15 protein-coding genes and 1 pseudogene are annotated in these 19,044 nt (G+C 61.3%); 9 read left to right on the forward strand and 7 right to left on the reverse strand.

Annotated elements, in window-relative coordinates:
* Positions 1 to 9: 9 nt before the first annotated feature.
* On the reverse strand, positions 10 to 2,310 hold the full coding sequence (gene metE, locus H3028_RS10345) for a 5-methyltetrahydropteroyltriglutamate--homocysteine S-methyltransferase (RefSeq protein ID WP_181296922.1): 2,301 nt from the start codon (positions 2,308 to 2,310) through the stop codon (positions 10 to 12).
* A 161-nt stretch (positions 2,311 to 2,471) separates the two neighbouring features.
* Between metE and H3028_RS10350 the strand changes: the two genes are divergently transcribed.
* Both H3028_RS10350 and metR read left to right on the forward strand, forming a co-directional pair.
* On the forward strand, positions 2,472 to 3,062 hold the full coding sequence (locus H3028_RS10350; RefSeq protein WP_181296923.1) for an exopolysaccharide biosynthesis protein: 591 nt from the start codon (positions 2,472 to 2,474) through the stop codon (positions 3,060 to 3,062).
* Positions 3,063 to 3,235: 173 nt separating this feature from the next.
* Entirely contained in the window at positions 3,236 to 4,162 is a 927-nt protein-coding gene (gene metR / locus H3028_RS10355; protein WP_181296924.1) for a transcriptional regulator MetR, read from the forward strand.
* 7 nt (positions 4,163 to 4,169) lie between these two features.
* On the opposite strand, the gene H3028_RS10360 is transcribed toward metR, so the two are convergent.
* From H3028_RS10360 to H3028_RS10370, 3 genes are all read right to left on the reverse strand, one after another.
* Positions 4,170 to 5,297 (reverse strand): GNAT family N-acetyltransferase, encoded by a 1,128-nt coding sequence (locus tag H3028_RS10360; protein WP_181296925.1) that lies wholly within the window; start codon positions 5,295 to 5,297, stop codon positions 4,170 to 4,172.
* Positions 5,298 to 5,386: 89 nt separating this feature from the next.
* Positions 5,387 to 6,691: an OprO/OprP family phosphate-selective porin gene (locus H3028_RS10365; protein ID WP_181296926.1), complete on the reverse strand. Its 1,305-nt coding sequence runs from the start codon at positions 6,689 to 6,691 to the stop codon at positions 5,387 to 5,389.
* Positions 6,692 to 6,949: 258 nt separating this feature from the next.
* Positions 6,950 to 8,071, reverse strand: coding sequence for a beta-ketoacyl-ACP synthase III (locus tag H3028_RS10370; protein WP_181296927.1), 1,122 nt, complete (start codon positions 8,069 to 8,071; stop codon positions 6,950 to 6,952).
* 316 nt (positions 8,072 to 8,387) lie between these two features.
* On the opposite strand from H3028_RS10370, the gene H3028_RS10375 reads away from it, so the two are divergent.
* Entirely contained in the window at positions 8,388 to 8,918 is a 531-nt protein-coding gene (locus H3028_RS10375) for a hypothetical protein (RefSeq protein WP_181296928.1), read from the forward strand.
* A 42-nt stretch (positions 8,919 to 8,960) separates the two neighbouring features.
* On the opposite strand, the gene H3028_RS10380 is transcribed toward H3028_RS10375, so the two are convergent.
* Positions 8,961 to 9,173 (reverse strand): DUF3820 family protein, encoded by a 213-nt coding sequence (locus tag H3028_RS10380; protein ID WP_181296929.1) that lies wholly within the window; start codon positions 9,171 to 9,173, stop codon positions 8,961 to 8,963.
* Positions 9,174 to 9,454: 281 nt separating this feature from the next.
* Here H3028_RS10380 and H3028_RS10385 point away from each other — a divergent pair, with 281 nt between their 5' ends.
* The 5 genes and pseudogenes from H3028_RS10385 (at position 9,455) to H3028_RS21560 (ending at position 14,734) form a co-directional block, all read left to right on the forward strand.
* Positions 9,455 to 10,846, forward strand: coding sequence for a cytochrome B6 (locus tag H3028_RS10385; RefSeq protein ID WP_181296930.1), 1,392 nt, complete (start codon positions 9,455 to 9,457; stop codon positions 10,844 to 10,846).
* Between the two features lie 140 nt (positions 10,847 to 10,986).
* On the forward strand, positions 10,987 to 11,511 hold the full coding sequence (locus H3028_RS10390) for an ankyrin repeat domain-containing protein (RefSeq protein ID WP_181296931.1): 525 nt from the start codon (positions 10,987 to 10,989) through the stop codon (positions 11,509 to 11,511).
* Between the two features lie 180 nt (positions 11,512 to 11,691).
* The gene (locus H3028_RS10395; protein ID WP_181296932.1) at positions 11,692 to 12,924 is read left to right on the forward strand and encodes an MFS transporter; all 1,233 of its coding nucleotides are present in this window, start codon (positions 11,692 to 11,694) and stop codon (positions 12,922 to 12,924) included.
* 151 nt (positions 12,925 to 13,075) lie between these two features.
* Positions 13,076 to 13,876 (forward strand): annotated as a pseudogene (locus H3028_RS21555) (cache domain-containing protein); the annotation flags it as partial.
* Between the two features lie 102 nt (positions 13,877 to 13,978).
* Positions 13,979 to 14,734, forward strand: coding sequence for a methyl-accepting chemotaxis protein (locus H3028_RS21560; RefSeq protein ID WP_375154403.1), 756 nt, complete (start codon positions 13,979 to 13,981; stop codon positions 14,732 to 14,734).
* Between the two features lie 132 nt (positions 14,735 to 14,866).
* Here H3028_RS21560 and H3028_RS10405 read toward each other — a convergent pair whose 3' ends face one another.
* A complete protein-coding gene (locus H3028_RS10405; RefSeq protein WP_181296934.1) occupies positions 14,867 to 15,772 on the reverse strand; it encodes an alpha/beta fold hydrolase in 906 nt (301 codons plus the stop codon).
* 298 nt (positions 15,773 to 16,070) lie between these two features.
* Here H3028_RS10405 and H3028_RS10410 point away from each other — a divergent pair, with 298 nt between their 5' ends.
* Complete coding sequence (locus tag H3028_RS10410) at positions 16,071 to 17,924, forward strand: SLC13 family permease (RefSeq protein WP_181296935.1); 1,854 nt, start codon at positions 16,071 to 16,073, stop codon at positions 17,922 to 17,924.
* A 59-nt stretch (positions 17,925 to 17,983) separates the two neighbouring features.
* On the opposite strand, the gene H3028_RS10415 is transcribed toward H3028_RS10410, so the two are convergent.
* The gene (locus H3028_RS10415; protein WP_258237773.1) at positions 17,984 to 18,970 is read right to left on the reverse strand and encodes an alpha/beta fold hydrolase; all 987 of its coding nucleotides are present in this window, start codon (positions 18,968 to 18,970) and stop codon (positions 17,984 to 17,986) included.
* Positions 18,971 to 19,044 lie beyond the last annotated feature (74 nt).

The raw sequence follows: 19,044 nt of genomic DNA on the forward strand, positions 1-19,044 counted from the left end.
AATCCTGGCTCAGGCCACCTTTGCCCGCTGCGCCAAACGTAGCTGCCGAGCCGCGGCGACCATGTTGACCAGCGCTGCCTCTGTTTCCGGCCAGCCGCGAGTCTTCAAACCGCAGTCCGGATTGACCCAAAGCCGCTCCGCGGGGATGCGCTCGCAGGCCTTCTCCAGCAGCTGAACCATCTCGCCCGTATCCGGCACCCGAGGAGAATGGATGTCATAGACGCCCGGGCCGATGTCGTTGGGATAGTCGAAGGCGCGGAAGGCCTCGAGCAGCTCCATCTGCGAGCGGGAGGTTTCGATGGTGATGACGTCGGCGTCCATCGCTGCGATCGACTCGATCACATCGTTGAACTCGCTGTAACACATGTGTGTATGAATCTGGGTCTCATCGCGCACTCCGCTGGAGCACAGGCGGAACGCCTCGACCGCCCAGTCGAGATAGTCTTGCCACTGTGCACGGCGCAACGGCAGGCCTTCACGGAAGGCCGCTTCGTCGATCTGCACGATTCTTATTCCTGCCGCTTCCAGATCACAGACCTCGTCGCGGATTGCCAGCGCCAGCTGTCGTGCCTGCTGCTCTCGGCTGAGGTCCTCGCGGGTGAACGACCACATCAACATCGTCACCGGCCCGGTCAGCATGCCTTTCATGACCTTCCCGGTTTGCTGCTGTGCGTAGCGAATCCACTCCACGGTCATTGGCGCCGGGCGCCTCAGATCACCGTATATGATCGCCGGTTTCACGCAACGCGAACCGTAACTCTGCACCCAACCAAAGCGTGTAAAGGCGTAACCTTCCAACTGCTCGGCGAAGTACTCCACCATGTCGTTGCGCTCGGCCTCGCCGTGCACCAATACGTCCAGACCCAGCTGCTCCTGTACCGCGACGGCGTGCCGAATCTCCGCCTGCATCGCCTCGGTGTAGTCGACCAGCGCCAGCCTGCCCTGCTTGAATGCCTGACGCGCCAGGCGGATAGCCGGTGTCTGTGGAAACGAACCAATGGTTGTGGTCGGAAACGGTGGTAAATCCAGGCGTGCGCGCTGCTTTTCGATCCGCTCGGCAAAGGGTGACTGGCGCTGACTATGGCGCGGCTTGATCGCAGCCTGACGCGCTTGCACCTCGAGCTTATGGATACGCGGCGATTGCGCCCGGCTGGCCTGCACGGCGCGACCATTCTGCAACACAGCCTGCACCTGGGCGTCTTCCGGAGCATTCAACGCACGCGCCAGAATCGAGACTTCGGAGCATTTCTGCACAGCGAAGGCGAGCCAGCTTTTCAGCTCGGCATCCAACTGGTCTTCCCGTGCCAGATCCACCGGCGTATGCAGCAAGGAACAGGAAGGTGCGACCCACAGCCGTTCACCGAGCCGCTCGTCAGCATGCCGAAGCACCGCCAGCGCCTTGTCCAGATCGCAACGCCAGACGTTGCGTCCGTTGACCAGGCCGAGCGAAAGGACCTTGTAAGCCGGTAGGCGGTCGAGAATTACCGGGTATTGCTCCGGGGCGCGGACCAGATCGATGTGAAGACCATCTACCGGCAGCGCAGAGGCAAGTCCCAGATTGTCTTCCAGACCACCGAAATAGGTCGCGACCAGCTTCTTCAAAGGCGCACGCTGCAACAGGTTATAGGCTCGTTCGAAGGCATTCTTCCAATCCTGCGGCAAATCCAGCACCAGAATCGGTTCGTCGATCTGTACCCATTCGACGCCCTGCGCAGCCAACCGCTCAAGCACTTCGCCGTAGATCGGCAGCAGCCGTTCGAGCAATTCCAGCTTGTCGAATGCATCGCCCTTGGCCTTGCCCTGCCAGAGGTAGGTCAGTGGGCCTATCAGCACCGGCTTGATTGCATGGCCCAGCGTCCGGGCTTCCTCGACTTCTTCGAACAGCTGCGTCCAGGACAGGCTGAACTGCTGGTCCGCAGTGAATTCGGGCACCAGATAGTGATAGTTGGTATCAAACCACTTGGTCATTTCCTGCGCCTGGGCTCCGCCGCAGCAGCTCTTAGTGACGCCACGCGCCATGGAGAACAGGGTATCCAGCGTCGGAACGCCATCGGCAGGGCTAAACCGCTCCGGAATCACGCCGAACATCAACGAGTGGGTCAGCACCTGGTCGTACCAGGCAAAGTCGCCTACCGGCAGCAGTTCGATGCCTGCATCGGCCTGCAGCTGCCAGTGGACAGCGCGCAACTGCCGGCCAACCTGACGCAGCTCGCCCTCGCTCAGCTCGCCCTTCCAGTACGCCTCCAGTGCCTTCTTCAATTCACGATCGGCGCCAATGCGTGGAAAACCCAGGGAATGAGCAACAGCCATAACAATCTCCAATTCATCTCGTTCTTCGATGAAGGGATTGTCGGCGTACGGGATCGATGAAACAAACTCATCTAATTTGATTCAAACCGTAGAATTATTCATGTTGGACATTTCGTCCGGTTTGCTCTCTAACAACCTAGACGCAGTGAGACGACCGAAAAATGATTGCCGAAGAACAACCGCAGAATCTCCGGACCCTCCTTGAGCACCTTGCCCAGGCCGGCGAACCCGGCGAACCGATCACCATCGAGAGCATGCTCGAAGCGACCGGTCACCGCAGCTTCGGTGCCTTGTTGCTGGTGCCGGGATTGCTGGTGTTCTCCCCATTGTCGGGTATCCCCGGGCTACCGACCTTCTTCGCCGTGATGGTGGGGCTAATCGCGCTCCAGCTGCTGATGGGGCGCAAGCATTTCTGGCTACCTCGGTGGTTGCTTGGACGCTGCGCTTCGCGTGGTAAATATGATCGCGCCATCGCTTTTCTCAAACGCCCCGCGCGTCTGGTCGATCGAATGCTGCGCCATCGCCTGACGTTCCTTACCGAAGGCATCACGGTGTATTTCAATGCAGTGGTCTGCCTGCTGATCGCCGCCACCATGCCTCCGCTGGAGCTGATTCCGTTCGGCAATTCCATCGCGGGTGCGGCGCTGAGTTTCCTCGGGCTGGGCATGATGGCGCGCGACGGCGCGCTGGTCCTGATCGCCCTCTTGTTTCTTGCCGTGCTGGCGTACTTGGTGAGCCGCCTCTGGATGTAAGTCGGGCCCGGAGTTGGCTGAACCATCTCGCCGAACGCCCGGACTCGACAATAGCCATCGCACTGGGACACACTTGCCATCACGATGAGCGGTGTTCAAGTCGCCGGCTTATCCATGATCGAGCATCCGCTCGTATCCAGGCCTCGACACCGAAACAGCAGGAAGCCCGCCGCATGCTGGAAATTCGTCACCTGAAAACCCTTCATGCACTACGCGAGACCGACAGCCTCGTCGAAGCGGCCGAACGCCTACACCTGACCCAGTCGGCGCTGTCACACCAGTTCAAGGAACTGGAAGAACGCCTGGGTCTTCAGCTCTTCGTGCGCAAGACCCGCCCGGTGCGTTTCACCAGCGCCGGTTTGCGTCTGCTGCAACTGGCGGACAGTCTGCTACCACAACTGCGTAGCGCCGAGCGTGATCTGGCCAGACTGGCCGGAGGCACCGCAGGGCGCCTGCACATGGCGATCGAGTGCCACAGTTGCTTCCAATGGCTGATGCCGACCATCGACCAGTTTCGCGATGCCTGGCCGGAAGTCGAACTCGACCTGGCGTCAGGCTTTTCCTTCGCGCCATTGCCGGCGCTGGCCCGGGGCGACCTGGATCTGGTGGTGACGTCCGACCCGATCGAGCTGCCCGGCATTACCTACGTTCCGCTGTTTACCTACGAAGCGTTGCTGGCGGTCGCCAACCAACATCCACTGGCAACCAAGCCTTACGTGCGCGCCGAAGACCTCGCCAGCGAAACCCTAATCACCTATCCGGTGGAACATGATCGGCTGGACATCTTCACCCGCTTCTTGGAGCCGGCGGATGTGGAGCCGGCCCAGGTCCGCACCTCGGAGCTCACAGTGATGATGATGCAGCTGGTGGCGTCAGGCCGCGGCGTTTGCTGCGTACCGAACTGGGCGCTGCACGAATACAGCACGCGCGGCTATGTCACCGCCAAGCGCTTGGGTGAGAAAGGCCTGTTCGCCACCCTGTTTGCCGGCATTCGTGCCGACATGCTGGATTCACCCTTCATGCGTGATTTTCTGCTGACCGCCAAGGACACCTCCTTTGCCACGCTCGAAGGCGTCAGCGCAGCGCCGAAGGCGAAATAGCACCTGCTCAGTCTTGCCGATAGGGCAGCGCGTCACGCGCCGCCTCGGCATAGCGCAGTACGCCCAGGCGTTCCTGCTCGAGAAATTCGCTGACCGCCGCGTGCAGTCCCGGATGCACCAGATAATGCCATGAGCGCGTAATCACCGGCTCGAAGCCGCGGATCAGCTTGTGCTCGCCCTGGGCGCCGGCATCGAAACGAGGCAATCCAGCAGCAATCGCCTGATCGATGCCCTGATAGAAGCAGGTCTCGAAGTGCAGCCGATCGAAATCGGCGAGGCAGCCCCAGTAGCGGCCATAGAGCCCGCACGCGCCAATCAGGCTAAAGGCCATGGCCACCGACCGGCCGCCCTGGCGGGCCAGCACCACCCGGATCGCCTTGGGCATCCGCTCGGCTAGCAGGCTGAAAAATAGACGTGTCAGGTACGGCGCCTGGCCACGCACGTGGTAGGTGTTGGCATAACAGGCGTAGACGAAATCCCACTCGGCCTCGCCAAGCTGGTCGCCCTCGCGCCAATCGAACTCGATCCCCTGCCCCGCCACATGCTCGCGCTCCTTGCGTAGCTGCTTGCGTTTGCGCGAGGTGAGGCCGTCAAGGAAGTCTTGAAAGTCCCGGTAGCCACGGTTTTGCCAGTGGAACTGGCAGCCAATGCGCTCCAGCCAGCCGTCACGTCCATGAAAGATCGCGTCGGCATCCGGCTCGGTGAAGTTGACGTGCAGGCTGGACTGCCCCATCTCAACAAGCCCGGCAGTGAGGTGATCGAGCAGCTGGCCCGCCGCCGCGCGATCACCCAGCAAGCGCGCACCTGTCACCGGCGAAAACGGCACCGCGCAAAGCAGCTTGGGGTAATACTCGATTCCGGCCCGATGGCAGGCATCGGCCCAGCCCCAGTCGAATACGTACTCGCCGTTGGAATTGGCCTTGCGATACAGCGGCAGCGCGGCGATCAATTCACCCTGCGCATCGCTGAGCAATTGATGCTGCGCCCGCCAACCCGAGCGCCCACCGACGCTGCCGCTGTCCTCCAGCGAAGACAGGAAAGCATGTCGTACAAAGGGCTGCGGGTGGTCACCAAGTAACGCGTCCCAACGAGCGGGATCGATGTCGGCGAGCCGGGGAAAAGTCTGGATAGGCATGTGCGCCAGTCTGGCGGGTAACCGGGACGAAAAAAAGCCCCATGAAGATGGGGCTTGAAAGGGAGCATTACGGATGAAGCGGTGTTGCGTTAGAACACGTACTGAGCGCGCAGGCTGATGGCGTCACCATCGTCGTCGCCATTGGCGTTGACCACGTCATCCACGCTGGTCTTCAGGTAGTTGGCGGAGATTTTCACCGCCTCGTTGGCGTACCAGTTGACGCCGATGGTGTGGGTCTTCGCTGCAGCTTCGGCGTTGTCGACCGTCAGACCGGCAACTGGCACGGCTGCACCTTCGCCGACTGGAAGCATCGCGGTTTCGTCGACGGTGATATTGTCGTAGCGATAGAACACTTCCCATGCACCGATCTGCTTGTTTTCCGGCTTGATCTTGTCGAACTTACCGCCGTTAAGCTTGTAGCTGCGCGATTCGCCAGTTAGGGTATAAGCAAGCTGAACGTTGTAGCCGGTGGCTTCCAGGTCGTTGTCGTTGCCGTTTAAAGCAGCATCACCGTCCGCTGTGCGGTTGAGATATTCACCCTGTACCGAGAACGGGCCAATCATGTAGGCCGCTTCGAGTCCCCAGGCCTGATCGGTGCCGTCCAGAGCAGCGCCGCCGAACAAGGCACGGTTGCCATTCGGACCGTCTTCGGTAGTGCCGCGTACCGACAGGCGCGACTCGATTTCTTCTTCGAAGCCGGCTTCGACTTCACGCGTTGCAAAGTTCAGACCGAAGTGCAGCACTTGATCAGCCTGAACGATCGGAGCGATCACGCCACGCGCAATGAAGGATGTGTTGTTCTGACCATCTTCGTCTTCGTTGCCGCTCTGACGATAGCCGCCAACTTCGCCATGGAACATGCCCATAGTGGTACGCAGGCGAATGCCTTCACCGTCTTCATGGCTGTTCAGCCAAGGGGCCAGGTCATACATCGAAGAACGCTCGATTGCGGTGATCCACTTAGAGCTGACCGCCTCTTCCAGGCCGAAAGTCGGGTTGATACGGCCGATCGACAGCTGCATTGGCTCCCAGCCATTGTAATGGATCGCCAGTTCGTCCCAGTTGCTGGCGTTGTCACTAAAGTTACGGTTAAAGGTGTAGCCCCAGTCGGTGAAGGCAACACCGGATATTTCAAGACGCGCGCGGCGGAAGTAGGACTCGTCAGCCCGCTCACCATTCTGAGTGTAAAAACCATCGAAGCTGTCAGCATCGGCTTGCAGGCGACCGTTGATCTTGAAAGAGAACTCCTTGTCCGTCGTCCCTACTTCCAGACCACCCTTGGTCTTGATCATGATATCGGCGCCATCGGTGGTGACGGTGCCGGCGAAAGCCTGGGCGGAAACGGCCAGAGCGAGGGCGCTGGCGGCGAAACCGGCGAAGTGCTTACGGATCATCAAAATTCCCCTTAAAGGTCAGCGTTGGTGAACACAGAGGTTGGCTCTTTGTGCTGCGGGAATCTTGGCCAGCCGTTGTGTCAGCCAAGTGGCTGTTTGATAAAGCTTTTATTACAAGAGGAACTAAAACGACGGCTGCTTATCGTCAGAATGGATGATCGAATTGTTTGTGCTCCTGGCGTTCGCCGCCTCTGGAACGAAATCCGAGCGTAAAAAAAGGGTGGGCCCGAGCCCACCCTTCATGCCAGCTCGCTGGAATCAGCGCCTGCGCAATATCACGCTGCCAATCGAGTAACCCGCACCAAACGAGCTGAGCACGCCGAGACTACCGCTGGGCAGGTCGTCCTGATGCTTGTGGAAGGCAATCACCGAACCGGCCGAGCTGGTATTGGCGTAAGTATCCAGAATCACTGGCGCCTCTTCCGCACTGGCGTCGCGGCCGAGTAGCTTGCGTACGATCAGCTGATTCATGTTCAGGTTGGCCTGGTGCAACCAGAAGCGCTTGACCGAACCGACCTCGATGGCGTTTTCCTTCAGGTGCTCGCCGATCAGCTCGGCGACCATCGGGCAGACTTCTTTGAATACCTTGCGGCCTTCCTGGACGAACAGCTTGTCCGGATTGGTCATGTATTCCTCGGCCGTGCGATTGAGGAAGCCGAAGTTGTTGCGGATGTTGTTGGAAAATTCGGTCACCAGCTTGGTACTGACCACATCCCATTGATAGGCGGAAGTCGCCAGATCGGCGCGCTCGACGATCACCGCGGTGCAGGCATCGCCGAAGATGAAGTGGCTGTCGCGGTCGCGGAAGTTCATGTGGCCGGTGCAGATTTCCGGATTGACCATCAGCACCGCCCGCGCCTGGCCCAACTGCACCGAGTTGGCGGCATTCTGAATGCCGAAGGTGGCTGACGAGCAGGCCACGTTCATATCAAAACCGAAGCCCTTGATACCCAGTGCCGCCTGAACTTCGATAGCGACGGCTGGGTAGGCACGCTGCAGGTTCGAGCAGGCAACGATCACACCATCGATATCTGCCGCCGTCTTGCCGGCCCGCTCCAGCGCCTGCTGAGCGGCCTTGACCGACATTTCACAGAGAATCGACCACTCGTCATTGCTGCGCTCTGGAATACGAGGAACCATGCGATCCGGATCAAGGATGCCTGCTTTATCGGTAACGAAGCGGCTCTTGATGCCCGATGCTTTCTCAATGAAGGCCGAGCTGGACTCCGGCATCGGCTGCACCTCGCCAGCCTCGATGGCAGAGGCATGCTCGGTGTTGAAGCGACGGGCGTAGGTGTTGAAGGATTCAACCAGTTCGTCGTTGGAAATGCTGCTGGCGGGGGTATAAAGGCCGGTACCGCTGATGACGACGTTATGCACAGTCGTTCCTCTTGAAATTGGCTGATCGTTGTCTGGCGTCGGAACAGAGCGATGCCGGCCAACGCCGATCGCCATCGTCATCCCGCGTCCGTTTATATGGCGCTATTGTGCACGAAAACCCAATAGAAACTGCAGCGGCGCTCTGAAAATGCAGACAAACGATCACAGGTCTGAGGCAACGCCGACACGGATTCCGGCCGGTACTTCATGACTGAGTACCGTGCCGCCAGCGCATATCGATCCGCATGGACAGCGACCAAACCGGGGGCGGACAGCTTTCGGTTATTCTTGCGTACCCAACAAGCAGGACTGCCCGATGAAAGACCAACTCGCCGAACTGATCCGCCTGATCAGCTCGGGCTGCATGAGCGAAGACGAGATCAACCGGTTGGCCGACGAAGCGGCCCAAGCCTACGCCGATCCCCAAGCGTTTCTGCAGGCCAATCCGGACATCATTTACGACGACGACTTCCCCATTCCGCTGGGCGAATGGATGGTCGTCGGCAGCCTGCCGGACACCGTGCTGTTCCAGGCCGATGATCACCAGGCGCTGTTCGAGCAGATCCACGGCTCGTTCGGTCCAGATGTTGCCTTCGTGCTTAAACCCAAGCAGCTCGCCAAGACCGAACCACTGAAGGCCCTCAACCGCATCCAGACGCAGCTCAGCAGCCTATACCCGGAGAAAGGCGGCTATGTACTGGTGGATTTCAGCGAGCCACTGGACGACGAGCTACAGGCCGTACTCGTCTATACCTGTGACCTGGGTCGGGTGATGGCCTTGGCGGTCGAGATCGGCATCTACGCTGCGCCGGCGTTGGCCACGCTGCAGGCTGAGCAGGGCAAATAAGCGAGGGGCTGCTCTTTTGTTTCGCGCGCGTCCACGCGAGGTCTAGCGCCGCCGCAGTGGGTCGAGCAGGGAAGACAGCCCGTTGTGGTCGATCTCCTGCATCAGCGCCAGGAGCTGGCCAATATCACCGGGCGGGAAGCCGACCCGAGCGAACCAGTTCAGGTAGTTGCCCGGCAGATCGGCAATCAGACGCCCCTTGTATTTGCCGTAGGGCATTGTCTGGGTCACCAAGCGTTGGAGATCTTCGGGTTTCATGGCTACAGGTCGCTTTAAAAGCGCAAATACTGCCACAGCCCATCTACAGCGGCAGCCTTGCCGGATTGAACCGTTTCGTCATAAATCTTCGAAGCAAGCGGCAAGCCCGCTATAAAGCCTTTCGCCATTGCGCTCTAGCCTGCGGCATTGCTGGCGTGGGCTTATGTTCGGGCTTTGCTAAAAACAACCTATCGCTTCGATAGGTTTTTCCTATTTAGCAAAGGCTTCCATTTAGCTCTAGGCCTTCCTGTACGACCTCGTCGATACAGGAAAACAACAAAATGAAAGCCGCCCTAGCCCGCTCATGCCTGGCCATCGCGCTCGGCACCACTCCCGTTGTATCTGTGGTGCATGCCGCCGAGAGGGACAAACCGACCAGTTATAGTCCGGTGGTTATCACCGAGGATTTCGATTCGATCATGCAGCGCATGTCAGCCGACAAGCCTGCGATCCTCGAGAAACACATGGCGTTGCTGGAGGAGCGCTACGACCTCAGCGACAAACCGGCCGAAGGCGTCACCATGGCCCGTGGCAAACCGATACAAACCGGTGTGCGGGTCAAACTGGCGGACGGCAACTGGGACGAGCTGGCCCAACTGAGCCCCGAAGAGATTCGTCAGCAGCAACGCTTTCCGGCCGGTTTCATGCCCCTGCCGCACCCGAACCATCCGGAAGGCGGCATGGTCTTTCCACAGTTCCATATCGATGAGGTCAACAGGATCGAAGGCCGTGACCTGACTCGCTTCGATCTGGATTTCGATCTGCCCGACCACTTCCTGCCGGAGTTTCCGGCACCGATCTACCTCACTACACGGCCGGATCTGGGCGATGTCTCCCAAGGCAAGCTGGTGAATATTCGCAACTATTTCGAGTTGTTCAACGGCATCCTCAACCCCAAGCAGCTCGAAGGCCTGCGCCTGCTGGCAACGACATTCCCGCAACAACAGTTCAACGCCACCGATGACCGACGCAGCGAACATCCGCATACCGGCGTCGCCTGCCTGGATTGTCACGCCAACGGCCATACCAACGCCGCCACGCACCTGGCCGGCGACGTACGCCCGCAGAAATTTCGCCACCGCATCGACACGCCAACCCTGCGCGGCGTGAACGTGCAACAGATCTTCGGTTCCCAGCGCGCCCTAAAAACGGTAGAGGACTTCACCGAGTTCGAACAGCGCGCCGCCTATTTCGACGGCGACATCGTGCTGGCCGCGAAGAAAGGTGTGAACGTGCTCGAGCGCGGCAGCCAGGTGCACTTCATGGGTGAGTTTCAGGCCCTGCTGGATTTCCCACCCGCGCCTAAACTCAATATTGAAGGCCGGCTCGATCCGGCCAGGGCCAGCGAGCAAGAGCTGCGTGGCGAGCAGATCTTTCATGGCAAGGGTGCCTGCGCAAGCTGCCATGTCCCGCCCTACTACACCGACCACCTGATGCATAACTTGCAGACCGAACGCTTCTACGAGCCCCAGGAGTACAACGGTGTCATGGCTGTAGGCGACGGTCCGATCAAGACGTTTCCGCTGCGCGGCATCAAAGACTCGCCGCCGTATCTGCACGACGGTCGCCTGCTGACGCTGGAAGACACCGTCGAGTTCTTCAACCTCGTATTGCAGCGCGGCCTGACCGAAGACGAGAAGACCGATCTGGTGGCTTTTCTGCGCACGCTCTGAATCGCAGGACGATGGGCATTCGATAAAAACGGGCTATACGGGGCATAGGGATCGCCATGGCGCCTTTTGCCCTATCGCTTGTCACAATGAAACACGCGCCGGTGGGTATCGCCGGCGACGCCCCCATCAAGGAGCCGCCCATGACCAAGCCTGCCCAACCCAAGCCCGAATTGGACGACGCCGCCCTGGCCTTCGCTGAGCAGGTGTTCGAAAGCACTCGCAAAGGCGACGCTACGCGCCTCGCCGACCTGCTCGGCCGCGGCCTGCCGGCGAACATACGCAACCACAACGGCGACAGCCTGTTGATGCTCGCGGCCTACCACGGCCATCTCGATGCGGCGCGCGTACTGCTGGCACACGGCGCCGACCCACAGCTGCGCAATGACAAAGGCCAGACGCCGCTGGCGGGCGCCGCTTTCAAGGGCGACCTAGCGATGGTCAAGTTGCTGCTTGAACATGATGCCGACGTTGAGGGTGCATCGCCCGATGGCAAGACCGCGCTGATGATGGCGGCCATGTTCAACCGTACCGAGATCGTCGAATACCTGATTGCCCACGGCGCCAACCCGCACGCTGCCGACGGCAACGGCGCCACGCCAGCTACCGCCGCGGCAATGATGGGTGCCACCGACACCCATGCGCTGTTGAGCAGGATCACCCGCTGACCGACACCGGTTGCCGGACCGCTGTATCGCCACGGGTCGCGAAGCCAAAGTCCCGCGGCGCGCCTTTGAACCATCGCGCTATCCTTCGCTCTCTGTTACTGATCCGACAGCGGTAGCGCTCCCCTTCCGGCCGCCCGCACAGGATAATCACGCGCTTTTCCGCCATCCCCGAGGTACACCATGACGGCGCACGCCAACCCGCCGACGCCGCGCTTTTCCCCGCGCGCTATCCTGTTGATCGAGCTGGCGCTGGCCATGGGCGGTTTCGCCATTGGCACCGGCGAGTTCGCCATCATGGGTCTGATGCCCAACGTGGCGCAGGGGCTGGGCATCAGCGAGCCGCAGGTCGGCCATGTGATCAGTACCTATGCCCTGGGCGTAGTCGTCGGTGCGCCGCTACTGGCGATTCTCGGCTCGCGGCTGTTTCGCCGGCACCTGCTGTTGTTGCTGATGAGCTTCTTTGCACTGGGCAACTTCGCCAGCGCCATGGCGCCGGACTACCACTCGCTGATGCTGTTCCGCTTCGTGGCCGGCCTGCCCCATGGCGCCTACTTTGGCGTGGCGATGCTGGTGGCGGCCTCCATGGTGGCGCCGGATCAGCGCGCCCAGGCGGTCAGCCGAGTGCTCGCCGGGCTGACCATCGCCATGCTGATCGGCAACCCCACCGCGACCTGGCTGGGGCAATGGCTGAGCTGGCGCTGGGCGTTCGGGCTGGTGGGGCTGATCGCATTGCTGACCGTACTGCTGGTCGCGATCTTCCTGCCGCTCGATCGCAACGAGCCGCACAACAACCCGCTGCGCGAACTGCGCGATTTCAACCGCAAGCCGGTGTGGCTGGCGCTGGCCATCAGCTCGGTCGGCTTTGCCGGCATGTTCTGCGTGTTCAGCTACCTGGCCCCCACGCTGTTGGAAGTCACCGGCGTCAGCGAGAACTGGATTCCGGTGGGGCTTGCCGCCTTCGGCCTGGGCGGGATTGTCGGCAATCTGTTTGGCGGCTGGCTGTTTGATCGGTTGCGCTTCAAGGCGATCGCCTGGTTGCTGCTCTGGAGTATCGCAGTGCTGCTGGTCTTCCCCTTCGCCACTCATTCGCTGTGGACCATTCTGCCGGCGGCCTTCGCCGTCGGCACCATGGTCTCGCTGTCGCCGGCATTGCAGACGCACCTGATGGACGTCGCCGCCGATGCGCAGACACTGGCGGCTGCTTCCAATCATGCCGCGTTCAACATCGCCAACGCGCTCGGCCCCTGGCTCGGCGGGCTGGCCATCAGCGCCGGCCTTGGCTGGACCGCCACCGGCTACATCGGCGCCGCAACCGGTGCAGCCGGCCTGCTGGTGTTCTGGTGGGCCTGGACTGCCCAAGACGACACCGTAGACACCAGCACGCCGACAACCGTCTGCGATAGAACGGTCTGAGACAAACATGTGGAGACAGCGGCGTGCAGGGCGCCGTCCCACGACGGAAATATTTTGCCTCGGGGCTTAACTTTTCTCCGTTTCGGGTCGACTTACTGGACCTTGTTTTCCTCACCGGCTGTTACCCATGCATCTCTCCCTGAAACAGAAAATGATCCTTCTGGCGCTGCTGCCTGTGCTGCTCCTCGCGCTGGTCCTGTGCGGCGGGACGGCAAAGATCCTCGCCGATCGCGCCGAGGCCGAGATCGCCGACAGGCGCGAACGGCTCATGGCACAGAGCAAAAAAGAGCTGAAGGGCTACGTCGAGGTGGCACTCACTGCCATCGATGACCTCTACCAAAACTCGCCCAACGGCGACATGGCCGCACGCGCAGAAGCCATCGAGCGGCTGTCACGTATCAAGTTCGATGACAGCGGATATTTCTACGGCCACGACTCGAACATCATCCGGCTGTTTCGTGGCACCAACCCGGACGGCGTCGGCACCAGCATGAAGGACCGTCGCGATCAGCAGGGCATGCTGATTAACACCGAACTGGTACGTGCCGCGAAGGACGGCAGCCATTACCTACGGTATTTTTCCTCGATGCCGGGCAACGACAGCGTGCTGCTGCCGAAGCTGTCTTATAACCACTACCTGCCGAAGTGGGACCTGGCCATCGGCACCTCGATCAACATCGATAGCATCGACGCCGAACTGGAGCAGATCCAGGCGCAAATCGATGAGCGAATCGAGGCGATCATCACCAGCACCATTGTTCTGGCAGCCATTATGTTGGTCGCGCTTGGCCTCGTCGGGCTGGCGCTGAGCAACTCGATCGTGCGGCCGATTCAGCGCATCAAAGACAACCTCGACGACATCGCCGCCGGCGAAGGCGACCTGACCCATCGGCTGCAGATCACCAGCCAGGACGAAGTCGGCGACCTGGCATCCTCGTTCAACCGCTTTGTCGACAAGATTCACGGCATGGTAAGCCAGATGGTCGAGGTCACCTCTCAGCTGACCGAGCTGGTTGGTGAGGTGGCCGCGCAAGCGCGGCGCTCCGAGATCGCCATGGCGCAGCAGCGCCAGGAAACCGATCAGGTGGCCACAGCCATCCATGAAATGTCCGCCGCTGCGCAGGAAGTGGCACAGAGCGCGCAGAATGCTGCCAACGCCGCGCAACAAACCGATCAGGAAGGCCAGGACGCCAAGCGAGTCGTCGATGTCAGTGTTCAGCGCATTCATGCGCTGGTGCAGGGCATCCGGGAAAGCGGCGCGTCCATCAATAATCTGCGACAGGACGTGGATTCAATCATCAATGTGCTGGGCGTGATCCGCTCGATTGCCGACCAGACCAATCTGCTCGCGCTCAACGCGGCGATCGAGGCGGCACGCGCCGGCGAGGCTGGCCGAGGCTTTGCTGTCGTGGCCGATGAGGTTCGCGCACTGGCCAGCCGGACTCAGCAGAGCACTCAGGAAATCCAGGGAATGATTGATCGCCTAGAGCAAGGCACGCAAAGCGCAGTCAACGCCATGATCCGTTCCAGCGAAGCGGGCGAGAGCAGCAGCGAACAGGCCAATCGCGCGGGCGTTTCCCTGGATGCGATCGCTCAGCTGATCGGCACCATCAACGCCATGAACGCGCAGATCGCCAGTGCCGCCGAAGAGCAGACCTCGGTTGCCGAGGAGATCAACCGCAGCGTGCATCAGATCGCCGTCTCGGTCGATCAGGTCGCCGACGAGACCCAGCAAGGCGCGCAGACGGCGCGCAACCTGGAACAGCTGGGCAACCGCCTGGGCGCACTGGTCAAGCAGTTCCGGATCTGACCTGCAACCCAATCGCCTCGCGCCAGTGCAGCGATCGGACCAAGCTAGTCAGGGAAACCGTCATCGCAGGTCGCCAGAAAGAATGGCGGCCTGCCAGCCAGTGCCGGTCTCGATCTGCTGACTATGCCGCGCTCAGCATGCCCGGCATTCGGTCGGCTCAACGGGAGCCGTTGTCCATGGATTGCGGCCCTCGTCTATCCAGGCCAGGGTCGCCTGCCAGAAGCCGTGCCGGTGGCGCTCATGGAACAGATCGAAATGCCCGACCCGCGCCAGACCCAGCTCGGCGGGGCTGAGCCTCACGTGTTCGCAGACGCTGTTCCGGTAATAACTCAACCCTCGCTCGATAGCCGGCAACGTGCCGTACTCATCATCCGTGACGCTTACCGCGAGAATCGGTGCACGGACCGCGGCAAAGCGTTGTACCACTTCGTCACGTTCGTGGGACGGATAGCTGCTTTCCAGCCGCGCGCGGCGAAACGCCCACTCCAGCGCGACACCGGCCGGCAGGTCTTCCAGCCAGCCCAGGCGCCGCCCGGGGAAATAACCGCATAGCGCCGTCACCGCTGGCATGAAGAGATGCCACTTGGCGAACATCTGCCAGCGCTGCGCCGAAGCGTAATCCGGCCAATAGGCGTATTGCGCGCCGACGCTGAGAAAGCGATCCACCTCCGTTGCCGCCGCCGCGAAGCCAGGCAGGAAGCCGCCGATGCTGTGCCCGACCGCCACCAGCAGACCCTCTGAATCGCGAGCGCGCATCCAGCGCACTGCCGCATCAAAGTCATAGTCACCCCAGTCGCGCCAGCGCATGCTGAAGCCACGTAGGCTCGCCGGTCGCGACCCACCGATGCCACGGTAGTCGTAGGTCAGCACCGCATAGCCCTGCTCGCGCAGGAATCCGGCGTAACGCGCGTAGTAGCGGGCGAGCACGCCAGTCGCGCTGCTGACGATCACCGAGCCGCGCGCCTCGCCAGCGGGCAACCAGAGTTGCGCGGCGAGCGGATAGCCATCGCGGCATTGCAGAAGGATGTGCTTGGGCATAAAGGTCGTCGGTCCGTGGGATCTCGTACAACCTTGCCCGCTCGCATCGGTTTTGGCCAGTTTGATGACGGAGCTGAAGGCAGCGCGTTGACCGGCACGGGCGCCGAGCTGCCGAACTGAAGCGCTCAGGTTCGTATTCCGGCGAAACGATGGCCGCGAACGCGAAGCTGGCTCAGCGGTCAATCATCGGGCTAATGTGGCCCCGCTGCGGCGCCGCTTCACACGAACGCCCGCGTCCATCCAACCGCCCTGCTCGCCGCTTCCGTCTGATTGCGGCCGCGGCCTTCCGGAGTTATCCATGCAAAGCGATCAGCTGATCGTATTCGCCGTTCTGGCTGCGACATTGGGCCTGTTCGTGTGGAATCGCTGGCGCTACGACATTGTCGCGCTCGGTGCATTGCTAGTCGTCACCCTGGCCGGCATCGTGCCACCCGAAAAAGCGTTCATGGGCCTGGGTCATCCGGCGGTGATCACCGTCGCGGCGGTGCTGGTGCTCAGCCGCGGTCTGCTCAACAGCGGCGTGGTGGATTCACTGGCGCGCCATCTCACCAAAGTCGGCGATCGGCCCTGGGTTCAGGTGCTGACCCTCACCGGCATCGTCGCGCTGTGCTCGGGTTTCATGAATAACGTCGGCGCGCTAGCGCTGTTCATGCCTGTCGCCGTGTGGATGTCACGCCAGGGCGGGCGCTCACCATCCTACCTACTCATGCCGCTGGCCTTCGGCTCGCTGCTCGGCGGCACGCTGACTCTTATCGGTACGCCACCCAACATCATCATCGCCGGCTACCGACGTGAAGTCGGCGAAGCGCCATTCCGCATGTTCGATTTCCTTCCGGTAGGTCTGGCGATCACTGCCGCGGGCTTGTTGCTCATCGTCCTCCTCTGGCGCCTGGTACCACGTCGTGAGAATCAGGGCGGCGATCAGGAGCTGTTCGAAATCAGCGCCTACCTGACCGAGCTGACGGTTCCAGCCGGCAGCAAATATGCTGGCCGCACGTTGCGTGATCTGATCGTTGCGGGTAGCGACGAGGCGGATGTGATGGTCATCGCCCTGGTGCGAGACGGTCATTATCAGGCCATGCCTTCGACCTACGAAGTGCTGCGCGACAATGACGTGCTGCTGGTGGAGGCCGATTCCGACAGCCTCAAGAATTTTCTCGATGTCACACACTTGCAGCTCGCCGCCGAAGCCGACAGCAAGGCGGAAGCACGCGAGAAAAGCGGCAAACGGGCGGAACAGAACGGAGGCCAGAACCAGCAGACCGACAGCAGCGAATCCGGCACTGATCGCCACCGTGACCGCGCACTGGTGGAGGTCATCGTTGCTCCTGGCTCGTCACTGATCGGCACGACGGCGACCGGCCTGTCGCTGCGCGAGCGCCACGGGGTGAATGTGCTCGCCGTGGCGCGCCAAGGTCAGCGCTTGCGCGAACGGCTGGGCAAGATCCGCTTCGCCGCTGGCGATATTCTGCTGTTGCAGGCACGCGAAGATCAGCTGCAATCGACGCTGGGTAATCTCGGCTGCTTGCCGCTGGCATCACGCGGCTTGCGCATCACGGCGCCTCGCCAGGTGATGTTGGCCAGCGGCATCTTCGCCGTTGCGCTGGCGTTTATTGCGCTGGGCATGATTCCGCCAGTCATTTCGCTGGTGGGCGCGGCGCTGGCCATGATTCTCGTCGGGCTAGTGCCCAGCGGCGATATTTACAAGAGCATCGACATGTCGATCATCGTTCTGATCGCCGCCATGCTGCCCATCGGTGAAGCACTGGAGACCACTGGCGGCTCGCGCCTGATCGCCGACGCCCTGCTGGAGATCGGTCAGGCGGCACCGCCAGCGGCGACTGTGGCGATACTGATGGCCAGTGTGATGTTGCTATCGAACGTGATCAACAACGCCGCCGCCGCGGTACTCGCCGCGCCGGTGGCGATCAGCCTGTCACGCGGCATGGAGGCCTCTGCCGATCCGCTATTGATGGCGGTGGCCATCGGTGCTTCCTGCGCCTTTCTCACGCCCATCGGCCATCAATCGAGCACGCTGGTGATGGCGCCGGGCGGCTACCACTTCGGTGACTACTGGCACCTGGGGTTGCCGCTGTCGTTTCTGGTCGTGCTGGTGGCCGTGCCGGTCATTCTCTGGGTCTGGCCGCTCTAGCGGCGTCGTCGAACGGCCGTGCAACAGCATGAGTCGGTGCGCTCTACCCGCGGTGCCAGTCAGCGCGCCCTGAGCCCTTTCAGCAACGCCTTATGGAATACATCTGGCGCCTCGACCTGCGGTGAATGCCCCAGCTCAGGGAACGGCACGAGCGTCGCATTGGGAATCATCGCCGCGGCCTGCCGACCGAGTTCAGGGTAATTACCCAGACGCTGTGCGACGTCATCCGGCGCACGATTGGCACCCGGCGCAGTGCGGTCCTTCCCACCGATCAGCAACAAGGCGGGCGTGCTGATTTTTCCAAACTCGTGGATCACCGGTTGGGTGAAAAGCATCTCCGATGTCTGCGCCTGATTCCAGGCAACTATTTCCTTGCCTTCCCCAGCGTACATCCCGGCCAGCATGGCTACCCAACGGTCATACTCCGGCTTCCATTCGCCGTTGTAGTAGAACTTTTTCTGATAGGCCTTGATCTTCTCGAAGTCGGTTTTCAACTCGCTCTGGTACAACTGGTCGATCGGCGCATAGGGCACACCTTCGGCCTGCCAGTCCTCTAGGCCGATGGGGTTGACCAGCACCAGTTGCTCGACCATCTGCGGGTAGTTTAGGGCGAACCGCGAGGCCAGCATGCCGCCCATGGAGTGGCCGACCACGGTGACCTGATCGAGATCCAGCGACCGCAGCAGGGCCCGGGTGTTGTGCGCCAGCTGCGCGAAACTGAACTGGTAGCCCTCAGGCTTGCTGGAGCTGCAGAAGCCGATCTGGTCCGGAGCGATCACGCGATAGCCATTTTGCGAAAGTACGGCGATGCTCTCCTGCCAGGACGCCGCGCAAAAATTCTTGCCATGCATGAGCACAATCGTGCGCCCGTTGGCCCTGCCCGTTGGCTGCACATCCATATAAGCCATCGATAGCGGTTGCCGCTGGGATGAAAACTCGAAGCGCTTGATCGGATGGGGATAACTGAAGCCTTCGAGGTGCGGACCATAGACCGGCCGTTGCTCGGCATGCAGCGATGGGATCAGGGCAAGCCCGGCGACGAGCATCAGGGAAGACATGGCTTTGTTCACGCATCGACTCCTTGCAGGCGGCCGCTGGGCCGCGTTGGCGTAGGCCGTTG

The sequence above is a fragment of the Pseudomonas sp. Q2-TVG4-2 genome, from assembly GCF_013620795.1.
Taxonomy (GTDB): Bacteria; Pseudomonadota; Gammaproteobacteria; order Pseudomonadales; family Pseudomonadaceae; genus Stutzerimonas.

Bases quoted from the DNA above. Each gene is read 5' to 3' on its own strand.
- metE (WP_181296922.1), bottom strand. From the start codon at position 2,310: ATGGCTGTTGCTCATTCCCTGGGTTTTCCACGCATTGGCGCCGATCGT.
- H3028_RS10405 (WP_181296934.1), bottom strand. From the start codon at position 15,772: ATGCCCAAGCACATCCTTCTGCAATGCCGCGATGGCTATCCGCTCGCC.
- H3028_RS10390 (WP_181296931.1), top strand. From the start codon at position 10,987: ATGACCAAGCCTGCCCAACCCAAGCCCGAATTGGACGACGCCGCCCTG.
- H3028_RS10395 (WP_181296932.1), top strand. From the start codon at position 11,692: ATGACGGCGCACGCCAACCCGCCGACGCCGCGCTTTTCCCCGCGCGCT.
- H3028_RS10375 (WP_181296928.1), top strand. From the start codon at position 8,388: ATGAAAGACCAACTCGCCGAACTGATCCGCCTGATCAGCTCGGGCTGC.
- metR (WP_181296924.1), top strand. From the start codon at position 3,236: ATGCTGGAAATTCGTCACCTGAAAACCCTTCATGCACTACGCGAGACC.
- H3028_RS10410 (WP_181296935.1), top strand. From the start codon at position 16,071: ATGCAAAGCGATCAGCTGATCGTATTCGCCGTTCTGGCTGCGACATTG.
- H3028_RS10415 (WP_258237773.1), bottom strand. From the start codon at position 18,970: ATGCTCGTCGCCGGGCTTGCCCTGATCCCATCGCTGCATGCCGAGCAA.
- H3028_RS10380 (WP_181296929.1), bottom strand. From the start codon at position 9,173: ATGAAACCCGAAGATCTCCAACGCTTGGTGACCCAGACAATGCCCTAC.
- H3028_RS21560 (WP_375154403.1), top strand. From the start codon at position 13,979: ATGGCGCAGCAGCGCCAGGAAACCGATCAGGTGGCCACAGCCATCCAT.
- H3028_RS10360 (WP_181296925.1), bottom strand. From the start codon at position 5,297: ATGCCTATCCAGACTTTTCCCCGGCTCGCCGACATCGATCCCGCTCGT.
- H3028_RS10385 (WP_181296930.1), top strand. From the start codon at position 9,455: ATGAAAGCCGCCCTAGCCCGCTCATGCCTGGCCATCGCGCTCGGCACC.
- H3028_RS10350 (WP_181296923.1), top strand. From the start codon at position 2,472: ATGATTGCCGAAGAACAACCGCAGAATCTCCGGACCCTCCTTGAGCAC.
- H3028_RS10365 (WP_181296926.1), bottom strand. From the start codon at position 6,691: ATGATCCGTAAGCACTTCGCCGGTTTCGCCGCCAGCGCCCTCGCTCTG.